Origin of the sequence: Nocardia sp. BSTN01, from assembly GCF_015354405.1 — a bacterium.
Lineage (GTDB): Bacteria > Actinomycetota > Actinomycetes > Mycobacteriales > Mycobacteriaceae > Nocardia.
The window spans coordinates 1-13,097 of the sequence record NZ_JADKYP010000097.1; the positions used below are offsets into that span (position 1 = coordinate 1).

The window sequence follows — 13,097 nt, forward strand, 5'->3', positions numbered from 1 at the left end:
GCCGTGCCGCCAGACACCGGGGAACATCTCGAAATACGCTGCGCGATAGCGTGTTCCATCAGGATCGTTCCAGAACGACACCGGCATGGAGGGCATCGGGGCGGTGATCACCAGTTCCCCGACCTCGCCGCGCACCGGCCGGCCCGATTCGTCCCAGGCATCCACCGCGGCGCCGAGGAACGGCACCGACAGCTCGCCCGGCCACACCGGCACCGTGCGCACACCGCCGATGAAGGCGGACACCACGTCGGTGCCACCGCTGATGGAGTTCACCTGTACCCGTTCACCGACGTTGTCGCGCAACCACAGTGCCGACGACGGCGGCAGCGACGATCCGGTGATACCGACCGTGCGCAGCACCGAGAGCTCGTGGTCGCGCCGCGGCACCACACCGGCCTTGATGCAGGCGAGCACATAACCCGGGCTGGTCCCGAGCACGGTGGTGCCGGTGCGCGCCGCCAGGTCGAACAGCGAATCGGCGTGCGGGAAGGTCGGACTGCCGTCGTAGCAGACGATCGTCGCGCCCACCAGCAGGCCGGCGACCTGGAAGTTCCACATCATCCAGCTGGGGCTGGTGTACCAGAAGAAGACGTCGCCGCGCCCGATATCCGACTGCAGCGCAGCGGCTTTCAGATGTTCGAGCAGGACGCCGCCGTGCCCGTGCACGATCCCCTTCGGCAGACCGGTGGTCCCGGAGGAGAACAGGATCCAGAGTGGGTGCGCGAAACCGACCGGCTCGGTGGACAATTCGGCACCCTCGGGCGCGGCGACCGTATTCCAGTCCAGGGCGTCGGGCACCGCACCGCCGAGACGCGGCACCACGACGGTGGCTCGAACGGTCGGCAGCCCGGCCCGCAGGGCGGCGATATCGTCACGTTTGTCGTGCTGTTTCCCGCCGAAGTGGTAACCGTCGGCGGTGACCAGTACGACCGGCTCCAGCTGTCCCAGCCGGTCGAGCGCCGCCTTGGCCGAATAGTCCTGTCCGCACGCACTCCACACCGCGCCGATACCGGCCGTGCCGAGGAAGGCGATCACGGCCTCGGGAATGTTGGGCAGATAGCCGACGACCCGATCACCGGGTCCCACGCCGAGCTCGCGCAGCGTCGCCGCGAAGGAGGCGGCACGGCCCAGCAGTTCCGCCCAGGAGATCTCGGTCAGGCCGCCCTGTTCGCCGGCGTAGACGATCGCGGGCCGATCGGTGCGGGCGTGGCGTGCGATCTGATCGACGTAGTTCAGCAGCTGTCCCGGAAACCATTGCGCCCCAGGCATATCGGAACTCGCCAGCACCGTGTTCGGCGCGTCGCCGAGTTCGAAGTACTCCCACAGCGCGCCCCAGAACCCGGCGAGATCGGTGATCGACCATTCCCACAGCGAGTGGTAGTCGTCGAATTCTCGTCCGGTCCGGGCCCCGACGAATCGCGCGAAGTCGGTGACCCGCGCCGTTTCCACGTCCCCGGGATCGGGTTGCCACTGTGGTTGCGTCATGACTCTCCTAGCTCTAACGGGCCCCGGCGCGCTGCAGAATGCGCTCGGCATGCCGGATCACCGGGCCGTCCACCATGCGTCCCTCGAAACTGAACACCCCGCGATTGCTGGGCACCTCCGCCAGCAGCCGGCGGGCCCAGTCCACTTCCTCCTCCGCCGGCGCGTAGGCCGCCCGGATCACCGTGAGCTGCTTCGGATGGATGGCGACCTTGACGTCGTAGCCGACCGCCACCGCCTCGTCGGATTCCGCGCGCAGTCCGTCGAGGTCGGCGATATCGAGATACACCGAGTCCAGCGCGATCTTGCCGTACGCCTTCGCCGCCAGCAGCGCGGTCGAGCGCAACTGCCGCGCCACGTCGTGATAACTGCCGTCGGCGCGGCGGCTGGAATTGCCACCGAGTCCGGCGACCAGATCCTCCGCTCCGGCCATCGAGGCGATCGCATTCGGCGCGGCCATGACCTCTTCGGTGCGCAGCGCGCCCAGCGGCGATTCGAACAGTGCGACCACCTCGTAGTCCGACAACAGCGAGAGCTGTTGTGCCGATTCGCATTTCGGCAGCATGACGCGACGGTAGGCGGTCGAGGCCAGCGCGGTCAGGTCGGCGTCGAAATCGTGCGTGCCTGCCGCGTTGACCCGGACCACCGTGCGCTCCGGATCGAGCGGTGTGGCCATCAGCACCTCGCGCGCGGTCTCCTTGTCCGCGGCCGCGACGCCGTCTTCCAGATCGATGATCACGACGTCGGCCGCGGCGGCGGCCTTCTCGTAGCGTTCACCCCGGTCGGCGGGGCAGAACAGCCAGGCCGGGCCCGGGAGTTCCCAGTTCATCCGCTCTCCTACTCGCCGTTCGGGCGCATCCGCATCAGGGTTTGACGGACCGCGGTGGCCACCACGTCGCCGTGCTGGTTGCGCCCGGTGTGCGCGAAGGTCGCGATCCCCTCGCCCGGACGGCTCTTCGACTCACGCTTGGCGGTCACCAGTGTTTCGGCGTACAGGGTGTCGCCGTGGAACATCGGCTTCGGGAAGGCGACCTCCGAGAAACCCAGATTGCCCACGATGGTGCCCTGTGTCAGCTGCGTCACCGACAGTCCGACCAGCGTCGACAGCGTGAGCATCGAATTGACCAGCCGCTGATTGAACGGCGGCAGGCCGTCGGCGAAGGCCGCGTCCAGATGCAGTGCCTGGGTATTCATCGTCTGCGTGGTGAACGCGACGTTGTCCGCTTCGGTGATGGTGCGCCCGGGCCGGTGTTCGTACAGCACACCGACTTCCAGTTCCTCGAACCACAGTCCGCGCTGCACCACCCGGCGCACCGGCTCCATCGGCTCGCTCACAGTCCCAGCTCCCGTCCGATCAGCATCAACTGCACCTCGGTCGTGCCCTCGCCGATTTCCAGAATCTTGGAATCGCGATAGTGCCGGGCCACAGCATATTCGTTCATGAAGCCGTAGCCGCCGAAAATCTGGGTGGCATCGCGGGCGTTGTCCATCGCGGCCTCACTGGCGACCAGCTTCGCGATCGCGGCCTGCTTCTTGAACGGCTTGCCCGCCAGCATCAAGGCCGCCGCGTCGTAGTAGGCGGTGCGTGCGGCGTGCGCCCGCGCCTCCATTCGCGCGATCTTGAACGCCACCGCCTGATTGTTGCCGATGGTGCGGCCGAACGCCTCCCGCTCACCGGCGTAGCGCACGCTCTCGTCGACACAGCCCTGCGCCGCCCCGACCGACAGCGCCGCGATCGCGATCCGGCCCTCGTCCAGGATCCGCAGGAAGTTCGCGTAACCGCGGCCGAGTTCACCGAGCAGATTCGACTGCGGCACCCGCACGTCGGTGAAGCTCAGCGGATGGGTGTCCGAGGCGTGCCAGCCGACCTTGTTGTAGGCCGGTTCGGCGACGAATCCCGGGGTGTCGGCCGGCACCAGGATGGTGGAGATCTCCTTCTTGCCCTCCGACTCCCCGGTCACCGCGGTCACGGTCACCAGGCGGGTGATATCGGTGCCCGAGTTGGTGATGAACTGCTTGCTGCCGTTGATGATCCAGTCGTCGCCGTCACGCACGGCGGTGGTGCGGGTACCGCCGGCATCGCTGCCCGCACCGGGTTCGGTGAGACCGAAACCGGCGAGCGCGCGCCCGGAGGTCAACTGCGGCAACCACTCCTGCTTCTGCGCCTCGTTGCCGAACCGGTAGATCGGCATGGCGCCCAGCGACACCCCGGCCTCGAGCGTGATCGCCACGCTCTGGTCGATCTTGCCGAGTTCCTCGAGCGCCAGGCACAGTGCGAAGTAGTCGCCGCCCATACCGCCGTACTCCTCCGGGAACGGCAGACCGAACAGACCCATATCCGCCATACCGGATACGACCTCGTACGGGAAGGTATGGGCCGCATCGTGTTTCGCCGCCACCGGCGCGACGACCTGATTCGCGAAGTCGCGGACCGTCAGCGCCAGCTCCCGGTACTCCTCCGGCAACGTGCCGGTGGACAGGAAATCGTTCATGCCTGTGCCTCTTTCTGCTCGGTATCCGATTCCTCGGGGCCCGATTCCTCGGGGTCTGATTCCTCGGGGTCCACGGCGGGTTCGGCGGCGATCCGCGCCAGGACCTGTTCGACCTGTACCTGGTCACCCGCGGCGACCAGCAACTCCACCTTTCCGGCGACCGGCGCGGTCAAGGTGTGTTCCATCTTCATCGCCTCGACCACCACGATCGGGGTACCGGCGGCCACCTCGGCGCCCGGCGCCACATGCACCGCGATCACCGAACCCGGCATGGGGCTGAGGATTTCGGCGTCGGTGAGTTGTTCGTCGCCGCCGCGCAGACTCGGCTCGGCCACCTCACGCACCGCCGCGACACCGTCGGCACCGGCCACCCAGATCGGGCCGGCCTGTTCGGCGACGCGATACCGCAGCCGGATTCCGTCGAGGGCGATCGTCAGCACCGCGTCGTCGAGCGTGGCGGTCAGCGAACGCGGCAGCCCGGTGTCCACCGCCACCCACGCGTCGGCGGGTGTGCCCGTAATCGCCACGTGCACAACGCGATCGCCGCCTTCGAGCCGCAGCACCGTGGGGGCCGCGGTGCCGATGCGCCAGCCGTCCGGGATTTCCCAGGGGCCTTGCGGTGCGGCCGGCCACGCCCGCAGCCAGCGCGCCACCGCCGCGGCGACGAACTGGTCGTCGGTGACCGGTGCGGGCCGGAAATCTCCGGCGCGCCGGTCCAGCAACCCGGTGTCGAGATCACCGCGCAGCACATCGGGATCGGCCAGCAGGAACCGCAGGAAGTCGGTATTGGTTCGCACACCCAGCACCTGGGTGTCGGCCAGCGCCTGATCCAGCCGGGCGATCGCGGTCGCGCGATCGGGGCCGTGCGCGATCACCTTCGACAGCATCGGGTCGTAGTCGCTGCCGATCACACTGCCGGTGCGCAGCCCAGAATCCACCCGCACCCCGGGCCCCTGCGGTTCGGCCAGCGCCAGCACGGTGCCGCCGGTGGGCAGGAAGTCGCGGCCGGGATCCTCGGCGTAGACGCGGGCCTCGACGGCGTGCCCGGTGAGCTGGATGTCGTCCTGTTCGGCGACGATCTTCTGCCCGGCCGCGACGCGAACCTGGCATTCCACCAGATCCACGCCGGTCACCAGTTCGGTCACCGGATGTTCGACCTGCAGCCGGGTGTTCATCTCCATGAAGAAGAACTCGTCCGGCCGGTCCGCGGCGACGATGAATTCGACGGTGCCCGCGCCCACGTAGTCGACGCTGCGCGCGGTATTGCAGGCGGCGGCGCCGATCCGGGCCCGCGTCTGCGGATCCAGCAGCGGCGAGGGTGCCTCCTCGATGACCTTCTGATGCCGGCGTTGCAGGCTGCATTCCCGCTCCCCCAGATGCAGGACGTTGCCGAACCGGTCGGCGAGGATTTGCACCTCGATATGCCGGGGTGTGGCGACGAACCGCTCCAGGAACAGGGTGTCGTCGCCGAACGCCGCGGCGGCCTCCCGGCGCGCGCTCACCAGCGCCGCGGGTAGATCGGCGGGATCGTCGACTCGGCGCATGCCCTTGCCGCCACCGCCCGCCGACGGCTTGACCAGCACCGGATACCCGATTTCGGTTGCGGCCGAGATCAATTCGTCGTCGGTGAGGCCGGGCCGGGCGATACCGGGCACGACCGGAACGCCGAAATCGGCGACCGCGGTCTTGGCCGCGATCTTGTCGCCCATGATCTCGATCGCCCGCACGGGCGGACCGAGGAAGACGATGCCGGCCTTGTCCAGCGCCGCGGCGAAGGCCGAATTCTCCGACAGGAAGCCGTAACCGGGATGCACGGCCTGCGCACCAGACCGCACGGCGGCATCGACCACCCGATCGATGTCGAGGTAGCTCTGCCGCGCCGGCGCCGGGCCCAGCCGCACCGCGACGTCGGCCTCGGCCACGTGCCGGGCGGCGACGTCGGCGTCGCTGTAGACCGCCACCGAGCGAATACCCATGGCGCGCAGCGTGCGGATCACACGCACCGCGATCTCGCCACGGTTGGCGACCAGCACGGTGTCGAAGGGCACCGGGTGAGATTTGTTCAGCATGGTGATCACATCCGGAATACGCCGTAGGAGACAGGTTCGAGGGGCGCCTGCGCGCAGACCGACAGGGCCAGGCCGAGCACGGTTCTGGTGTCGGCGGGATCGATGACTCCGTCGTCCCACAGCCGCGCGGTCGAGTAGTACGGATTGCCCTGGCGCTCGTACTGATCCCGGATCGGCGCCTTGAACTCCTCCTCCTGCTCCGCGCTCCAGGCATCGCCGAGCTGCTCGCCGCGCACCGTGGCCAGCACCGACGCGGCCTGTTCACCGCCCATCACCGAGATGCGGGCGTTCGGCCACATCCACAGGAAGCGCGGCGAATAGGCCCGCCCGCACATCGAATAGTTGCCGGCGCCGTAGGAACCGCCGATCACCACCGTCAGCTTCGGCACGCGCGCGCAGGCGACCGCGGTCACCATCTTCGCGCCGTGTTTGGCGATACCGCTCGCCTCGTAGGCGCGCCCGACCATGAAACCGGTGATGTTCTGCAGGAACACCAGCGGAATGACCCGCTTGTCGCACAGTTCGATGAAATGCGCGCCCTTCTGTGCGGATTCGCCGAACAGCACGCCGTTGTTGGCGACGATGCCGACCGGGTGGCCGTGGATGCGCGCGAAGCCGGTGACCAGGGTGCGGCCGTATTCGGCCTTGAATTCCTGGAATTCACCGCCGTCCACGACGCGCTCGATCACCTCGTGCACGTCGTAGGGCGTACGCAGGTCCACCGGGACCACGTCGTAGAGCTCCGACTGCGGGGCGATCGCATCGACCGGCGCCGCGATCTCCCACGGACTCGGCGACTTCGGCGCGAAGGTGCCGACGATGCGGCGCACGATGCGCAGCGCGTCCTCGTCACTGTCGGCCAGATGGTCGGTGACACCCGATGTGCGCGAATGCAATTCGCCGCCGCCGAGCTCTTCTGCGGTGACCACCTCGCCGGTGGCGGCCTTCACCAGCGGCGGCCCGCCGAGGAAGATCGTGCCCTGATTGCGCACGATCACGGCTTCGTCGCTCATCGCGGGAACGTAGGCGCCGCCCGCGGTGCAGGACCCCAGCACCGCCGCGATCTGCGGAATTCCCTTGGCGCTCATGGTCGCCTGGTTGTAGAAGATCCGGCCGAAGTGTTCGCGGTCGGGGAAGACCTCGTCCTGATGCGGCAGATGCGCACCGCCGGAGTCCACGAGGTAGATGCACGGCAGATGATTCTGCAGTGCCACCTCCTGGGCGCGTAGATGCTTCTTGACCGTCATCGGGTAATAGGTGCCGCCCTTGACCGTCGCATCGTTGGCGACGATCACGCATTCCCGCCCGGACACCCGTCCGATACCGCCGATCACCCCGGCGCCGGGGCAGTCGTCGCCGTACATGCCGTCGGCCGCCAGCGGCGAGAGTTCCAGGAACGGGCTGCCGGGATCCAGCAGCCGGTCCACCCGTTGGCGCGGCAACAGCTTGCCGCGCGCCAGATGGCGCTCGCGGGCCCGCTCGGGTCCGCCGAGCGCACTCGCCGCCAGCTTCGCGCGCAGCTCGTCGAGCAGCGCCAGATGTGCGGCACGGTTGCCGGCCTGCACGTCCTGCGTCAGGGTCATCACGCCATCCTGCCCATTCGGTTAGTGGCCAATAACTGGAAACTAAGATAATCTTCGTTAACTGAAATGTCCAGGCGTGCCGGAAACCGGACCGCCCAACGCCCCCGACCTGCGGAGAGGAGCCCGATGAGCAGCGGTGAGGCCGTCGCCCCCACACGCCGGGAGCAGCTCAAGGCGCAGCGGCGGCAGCAGTTACTGGAGGCCGGGGCGCGACTCATCGCCGACCGCGGCTATCCCGGCGTGCGGCTCGACGACCTCGGCGCGGCCGCCGGCATCAGCGGCCCGGCGGTCTACCGGCACTTCCCCAACAAGGAAGCCCTCCTGGTGGAATTGCTGGTCGGGATCAGCACCCGGCTGTTCGAGGGTGGCAAGGCGGTCGCCGAACAGGCCGAGTCACCGCGCTCGGCTCTGTCCGGGCTGATCGAATTCCACCTCGACTTCGCCCTCGGCGAGCCCGAGCTCATCCGTATCCAGGACCGGGACCTGGAAAGCCTGCCGGAATCCGCGCGGCGACAGGTCCGCCGCCTGCAGCGGCAGTACGTGGAGATCTGGGTCGGGGTGCTGCGCGGCCTGCACCCGGAACTGGACGAGACCGCCGCGCGAGTCACGGCGCACGCCACCTTCGGCCTGATCAACTCGACACCGCACAGCGCCTCCCCCACTCTGGCCGGACGGGCTCGGCCGATCCTGCGGGAGATGGCCTGGGCGGCGTTGAGCCGAGGCGCCGACCAGAGGGCCGAGCCGGCCTAGTCGCGACGCAGTTCAGCCTCGGCGGTGGACAGGACCGCGCTCACGCCCAGATAGACGGCGGGGATCAGCGCCAGCGTCCACGCGGCGGCGAAAAGCGGTGTGGCGACCTCGAATTGAGAATGCCAGCGCACCCGGGTGCCCGACGGATGGTCGTCGAAGGTCACGGTTCCGTCCTGGCGGCGCAGCGGCGGAAGCGATTTCAGCACTCGGTAACGGAACAGTCGCGGCGGGTCGTAGTCGACGACCTCCTCGGTCAGCCGCAGCAGCGGCGTCACCAGCAGCCGCACCGCCCCGACCCCGTGTTCGGAGACATTGCCCGGACGGACCGGAGTGACCCGCCGGATCGCCGGAACGCGCTGGTAGTTGGTGGCGTCGGTGATCCAGTCGAAGACGTCGGCGCGAGGTGCCCGGATGATCCGTTCCAGGTCCAGCGTGCGCATCGAGAGTCCCTTCGCTACCACGGTGTCGGATGAGTTCGGCGACCGGCGGGGATGCCGGATCGGTGCCGAGTGCCAGCGCAGCGTACGGCGCGGCGGGCACCCGCTGCCAGAGACGAGAGTCGAAACGATGCTATTTCGATACGAGCAAGCGATCTGGTCGTTCGCCCAAGCCTGGCGGCGGCCGCGAAAAGATGAATCCGGTCGGTATTTCCTTGCGACAGAAAATCTTTCATTCATTCCGCCGTACCCCCGCAGCTCACGAATCGGTGGCGATAGGACACAATTGTCCCGATCCGGCCCGGAACCGGTCGTCGCCGCCGCCGCACCGATCCCCGTCGGCCTCCCGGAACCGGCGGTAACACCGGGCAGACCGAATCACCCGGTGACTACCATGGCATTCATGAGTGCCGAGGAGTGCCGCCGCACCACAGACAGGCCGGAACCGTGAGCGCAGAGCGCGGCACCGCGAGCCCCGCAGAACAGCCGACAACAAAGCCGCAGGAGCGGGTGATTCGCCGACGCCCGAAGAATCGGCGCGCCCAGATCGCCGCGACCTCGGCGGCGGCCTTCGGCTCGCTGGGGTACCACGGCGTCAGCATGGAGGACATCGCCTCCCGCCTCGGCATTTCCTCGGCGGCCCTGTACCGGCACTATCCGAGCAAGTACGCGCTGTTCCGGGAGGAACTGCTGCGCCTCGGCGCGCTGACGGTGGAATCGACCACGGTGGATCCCGAGGCCGCCGAACTTCCGGCGCAGCAGCGGCTGGCCGGCGTGCTCGACACCATGATCGCCGCGACCATCGCCAATCGCCCGACCGTGACGCTGGCCCGGTGGGAGGGGCGCTACCTCGACGACACCGATCGCGCCACGCTGGACGAGCAGTTCACCACCTCGATCCGCGCCCTCGCCGGCCTGCTCGGTGAACTGCGCCCGGAGCTGACCCGCCGCGATCGGCTGGTGCGTGCGGTGGCCTTGCTCAGCATCGTCAGCAGCATCGGCGACCACCATGCCACGCTCCCCGTGAAATCGCTGACCGCCGTCCTGAATTCGGCCGCGTGGGCGATCATCGGCGCCGACCTTCCGGACGCCGCGCCGTCGGCCGCCACTGCCCGGCCGGCGGAGATCCCGCAGTCGTTCAAACACGAACTGCTGCTGAAGAAGTCGGTGGAGCTGTTTCATCAGCGCGGCTATCCGAATGTGAGCGTGGAGGATATCGCCACAGCCGCGGATCTGTCCGCGGCCTCGGCCGTCTACCGGTATTACCGCAGCAAGAGCGACCTGCTCGCGGCCGCGTTCCGGCGGGCGGCGGATCGGGTGTCGGGCGCGATCGGCCCGGCCACCGCCTCGTCGAAATCCCCGGCCGAGGCACTGTCGAAACTGATCGACCTGTACGTCACCGGGTCGTTCGAAGAACGCGAATTGACCTTCGTCTACTACGCCGAGTTCAGTCACGTCCCGCCCGAGGAACGCACCGTCCTGCGCAATATCCAGCGGTTGATCGTGGCGGAATGGGTGAAATTGCTGGTCGCGGTGCGGCCGGAGTTGTCCGAGGCGCAGGCGCGCATTCTGGTGCAGGCCGGATTCGGACTCGTGGTCGATCTGGGCCGGGTCTTCGGTGACGACGAAAACCTCTGCCCGCCGCAGCGAGTCATGGCGCTGATGGAGGTCGTGCTGTTCGGGTCGCCGCGCCGCGCGTGATCGCCTCAGCTGTTCATCCGCGGCCACGGGTAGAGCGCGAGGTGGATGAGCAGGATCGCCAGCAGTCCGAGCAGCAGCGCGGCGACGAATCCCGCGCGATGTTCGAGATAGCCGATGGTGCGAAACAGGGTGGGGAACGGCACTTCCCGCGCGAAGAACATCGACAGCACGCTCGGCACGATCACCCACATCAGGGCGATGGTTCCGTAGAGCACGTAGGCGCCGGAGAAGGTCCCCGGATCGACCGCCCGCGCTCCACCGGCGAAGGCGACCGCCGCGGCCAGTGCCGCGCAGGCCGATACCAGATAGCCGCCCATCCCCTCGGTGCGCACGGCGTCCGGGTCGGGGGTGAGCCGGCCGTTGGCCGTGGTCTGCCGGCCCGCGACCGCGGCCGGGCGCTGCGGCGGCATCGCCAGCTGCGGTAGCGAATAGTAGGCGAGCACGACGATCACGAAGACGACCACGAGCCGCACCCACGAATGCGCGTTTTCGAGGTGGCCGATCGTCGCCGAAATCGTCGGCCAGTCGGCCAGATCGAAGACCGCGGCCAACTCCGGGACCGCGATGACAACGCCCGCCAGCCCCCACATCAGATATCCCCAGAACTCCGCCGAGCGCCCGGCGACCGTCGGCGCGCCGGTAGTGACCTCCGTCATACTCCCGGTGTACCACCTCGCGGGCACACGGCGGCAACGACGGGGAATCAGCTGGGCCGCAACATCGGTGGATGCAGCACCTGCGCCGGCCCGGCGCGATAGAGCTTGGCGGGACGACCGCCGTCGCGGGTCGTGGTGGCGCCGGTGGCCAGGACGAAACCCGGTGTGGTGGTGACCTTGCGGTGGAAATTGCGTGGATCGATGTCGGTGCCCCACATGACCTCGTAGACCCGGCGCAGTTCGGCCACCGTGAATTCGCGCGCACAGAAGGCCGTGGCCAGCGGCGTGTATTCCAGCTTGGCGCGGGCCCGCTCGACGCCGTCGGTGAGGATTCGGCGATGGTCGAAGGCGATGCGGCCGCGCTCGGCGAGCAGTTGTTCCACCGACCAGATGCCGGCCGCCGTGGCCTGCGAACCCGCTTGCGGCGGAGGCAGATTCGGCGCCAGCGCCAGATAGGCGGTACTGATGACCCGGCCGCGCGGATCACGGCCGGGTTCACCGTAGGTCGCCAGTTGCTCCAGATGCATGCGGTCGCCGCGAATTCCGGTTTCCTCGCGCAACTCCCGGACCGCGGCGGCGGAGAGGCTTTCCTCGGGGCGGACGAATCCGCCGGGCAGCGCCCATCGTCCGCGATAGGGGGCGTAGAGCCGCTGGACCAGCAGCGCGCACAGCGTGTCGTTGGCAGTGTGGCGGGCGCCCAGGGTCAGAACCACCAAATCGACCGCGACCGCTGCATTGAGGCGAAAACCACTGCCCATGACGGGCATTGTAATCGTCAGTCTGACGATAAAAACTCCGCCGGTGAATTCCTCAGCTCGCGGCGACGAAAGTGAAGGGGCCGAATTCACCGACATGGCCGAGGATCCAGTCCCAATGGGAAACCGGGTCGACCACCACGCCGGCCTGCAGCAGTAACCGCCACCCGAGCTCGTCGTGCTCCCAGACGTCACCGTCGGCGTCGACATAGAGACCGCGCGTGACCGGCTCCGGTTCCGTGACGGAATTCTCGCCCGCGTCCCCGAAGGCGCCGAGCGTTCCCTCGTCCGGGCGGTCCGCGTGAATTCCGCCGCCGACCAGGGCGCGGTCGGCCAGTTGTGCGACGGCGCGGGCCATGGCCACGAATTGACCGGCCGGCACCGCGATCACCTCGTCGGTCCGCATGAACAGTTCTCCCGCCTGATCGTCGTCGTGAAAGAGGGCCACGATGTCCGGCACGGTGGGCCGGGGACGGATCCTGTTCTGACTCATGATTTCTCCTGCCCTGCGCCACCGAATTCCGTTACCGCGTTCTGTGACGTTCGAACCATTCGAAACCTCCCCATCCATCAGGTTTGTGAACGTCAGCCTCGCCCATCCCACTTCTGGTTCACTTCCGGTCGAATCGGGCGGCAAGCAATTGGACCGATATCGAGAGCAATTCCGAAGTTGCGATGAAATATACGAGCCGAGGTGGTCATCCGACCGCGAAACCACAGTTCACCGAAAAAGTCACAATTGCATTACAAGCCGCTCACCTCGCCACTCAGGATCGAACCACGTGTGTCGCAACCCGGAACGGCCGGAACGTGATGCACAACACATACATACCGGAACTATCACACGGAATGGATATAACAATTTGGCAACCATGAAGCTAACGACAGACAGCGTCGAAAATTTCTAGTAGAGATCTGATTTAAATCAGATGTCCAGCGTTTTGGCCGTCCCGTCGGCGCACGGACGGGGCGGGCCATGGGGAAGGTGTCCGGGATGTCACGGTGGCAGGGGGCATGGTATGGCTGAACGGCGCATCCATGTCCTCGGGCCGATGCACATCGCACTCGACGGAACTCCGATCCGGCTCGCGGGCCGGCTCACCCGGGCCCTGCTGGCGCGCTTGGTGATCGCGCAGGGCCGGGCGGTGTCCACCGACCGGCTGGTCGACGAG

12 protein-coding genes are annotated in these 13,097 nt (G+C 67.8%); 2 read left to right on the forward strand and 10 right to left on the reverse strand.

Features of this window, described 5'->3' with window-relative positions; all coding sequences use genetic code 11:
• The 6 genes from IRT45_RS34805 to IRT45_RS34830 form a co-directional block, all read right to left on the reverse strand.
• Positions 1 to 1,485, reverse strand: a 1,485-nt coding sequence (locus tag IRT45_RS34805) for an acetoacetate--CoA ligase (protein ID WP_194810008.1), incomplete at its 3' end; no start/stop codon positions are given.
• A 13-nt stretch (positions 1,486 to 1,498) separates the two neighbouring features.
• Positions 1,499 to 2,311: a CoA ester lyase gene (locus tag IRT45_RS34810; protein ID WP_194810009.1), complete on the reverse strand. Its 813-nt coding sequence runs from the start codon at positions 2,309 to 2,311 to the stop codon at positions 1,499 to 1,501.
• A gap of 8 nt (positions 2,312 to 2,319) precedes the next feature.
• The gene (locus tag IRT45_RS34815; protein ID WP_062996075.1) at positions 2,320 to 2,805 is read right to left on the reverse strand and encodes a MaoC family dehydratase; all 486 of its coding nucleotides are present in this window, start codon (positions 2,803 to 2,805) and stop codon (positions 2,320 to 2,322) included.
• A gap of 8 nt (positions 2,806 to 2,813) precedes the next feature.
• The gene (locus IRT45_RS34820; RefSeq protein ID WP_194810010.1) at positions 2,814 to 3,974 is read right to left on the reverse strand and encodes an acyl-CoA dehydrogenase family protein; all 1,161 of its coding nucleotides are present in this window, start codon (positions 3,972 to 3,974) and stop codon (positions 2,814 to 2,816) included.
• Complete coding sequence (locus tag IRT45_RS34825) at positions 3,971 to 6,043, reverse strand: acetyl/propionyl/methylcrotonyl-CoA carboxylase subunit alpha (protein ID WP_194810011.1); 2,073 nt, start codon at positions 6,041 to 6,043, stop codon at positions 3,971 to 3,973. Before IRT45_RS34825 ends, IRT45_RS34820 begins: the two co-directional genes overlap by 4 nt.
• Positions 6,044 to 6,048: 5 nt before the next feature.
• Positions 6,049 to 7,626, reverse strand: a complete 1,578-nt coding sequence (locus IRT45_RS34830; RefSeq protein ID WP_194810012.1) for a carboxyl transferase domain-containing protein — start codon at positions 7,624 to 7,626, stop codon at positions 6,049 to 6,051.
• Positions 7,627 to 7,752: 126 nt separating this feature from the next.
• Between IRT45_RS34830 and IRT45_RS34835 the strand changes: the two genes are divergently transcribed.
• Positions 7,753 to 8,376 (forward strand): TetR/AcrR family transcriptional regulator, encoded by a 624-nt coding sequence (locus IRT45_RS34835; protein ID WP_194810013.1) that lies wholly within the window; start codon positions 7,753 to 7,755, stop codon positions 8,374 to 8,376.
• Here the strand turns inward: IRT45_RS34835 and IRT45_RS34840 are convergent.
• Positions 8,373 to 8,816: an SRPBCC family protein gene (locus IRT45_RS34840; protein WP_194810014.1), complete on the reverse strand. Its 444-nt coding sequence runs from the start codon at positions 8,814 to 8,816 to the stop codon at positions 8,373 to 8,375. The two genes, IRT45_RS34835 and IRT45_RS34840, sit on opposite strands and share 4 nt — an antisense overlap.
• A 444-nt stretch (positions 8,817 to 9,260) precedes the next feature.
• Between IRT45_RS34840 and IRT45_RS34845 the strand changes: the two genes are divergently transcribed.
• Positions 9,261 to 10,514, forward strand: a complete 1,254-nt coding sequence (locus IRT45_RS34845) for a TetR/AcrR family transcriptional regulator (RefSeq protein ID WP_309241289.1) — start codon at positions 9,261 to 9,263, stop codon at positions 10,512 to 10,514.
• 5 nt (positions 10,515 to 10,519) lie between these two features.
• On the opposite strand, the gene IRT45_RS34850 is transcribed toward IRT45_RS34845, so the two are convergent.
• Genes IRT45_RS34850 through IRT45_RS34860 form a run of 3 tightly spaced genes read right to left on the reverse strand, consistent with a single transcriptional unit; the run spans position 10,520 to position 12,418 of the window.
• Positions 10,520 to 11,170, reverse strand: coding sequence for a hypothetical protein (locus IRT45_RS34850; protein WP_194810015.1), 651 nt, complete (start codon positions 11,168 to 11,170; stop codon positions 10,520 to 10,522).
• 47 nt (positions 11,171 to 11,217) lie between these two features.
• Positions 11,218 to 11,928 (reverse strand): NUDIX domain-containing protein, encoded by a 711-nt coding sequence (locus IRT45_RS34855; protein WP_194810016.1) that lies wholly within the window; start codon positions 11,926 to 11,928, stop codon positions 11,218 to 11,220.
• 52 nt (positions 11,929 to 11,980) lie between these two features.
• Positions 11,981 to 12,418: a hypothetical protein gene (locus IRT45_RS34860; RefSeq protein WP_036505726.1), complete on the reverse strand. Its 438-nt coding sequence runs from the start codon at positions 12,416 to 12,418 to the stop codon at positions 11,981 to 11,983.
• Between the last annotated feature and the right edge of the window lie 679 nt (positions 12,419 to 13,097).

Coding starts and splice junctions, on each gene's coding strand:
- IRT45_RS34850 (WP_194810015.1), bottom strand. CDS start 11,170: ATGACGGAGGTCACTACCGGCGCGCCGACGGTCGCCGGGCGCTCGGCG.
- IRT45_RS34825 (WP_194810011.1), bottom strand. CDS start 6,043: ATGCTGAACAAATCTCACCCGGTGCCCTTCGACACCGTGCTGGTCGCC.
- IRT45_RS34840 (WP_194810014.1), bottom strand. CDS start 8,816: ATGCGCACGCTGGACCTGGAACGGATCATCCGGGCACCTCGCGCCGAC.
- IRT45_RS34815 (WP_062996075.1), bottom strand. CDS start 2,805: ATGGAGCCGGTGCGCCGGGTGGTGCAGCGCGGACTGTGGTTCGAGGAA.
- IRT45_RS34835 (WP_194810013.1), top strand. CDS start 7,753: ATGAGCAGCGGTGAGGCCGTCGCCCCCACACGCCGGGAGCAGCTCAAG.
- IRT45_RS34810 (WP_194810009.1), bottom strand. CDS start 2,311: ATGAACTGGGAACTCCCGGGCCCGGCCTGGCTGTTCTGCCCCGCCGAC.
- IRT45_RS34860 (WP_036505726.1), bottom strand. CDS start 12,418: ATGAGTCAGAACAGGATCCGTCCCCGGCCCACCGTGCCGGACATCGTG.
- IRT45_RS34855 (WP_194810016.1), bottom strand. CDS start 11,928: ATGGGCAGTGGTTTTCGCCTCAATGCAGCGGTCGCGGTCGATTTGGTG.
- IRT45_RS34830 (WP_194810012.1), bottom strand. CDS start 7,626: ATGACCCTGACGCAGGACGTGCAGGCCGGCAACCGTGCCGCACATCTG.
- IRT45_RS34820 (WP_194810010.1), bottom strand. CDS start 3,974: ATGAACGATTTCCTGTCCACCGGCACGTTGCCGGAGGAGTACCGGGAG.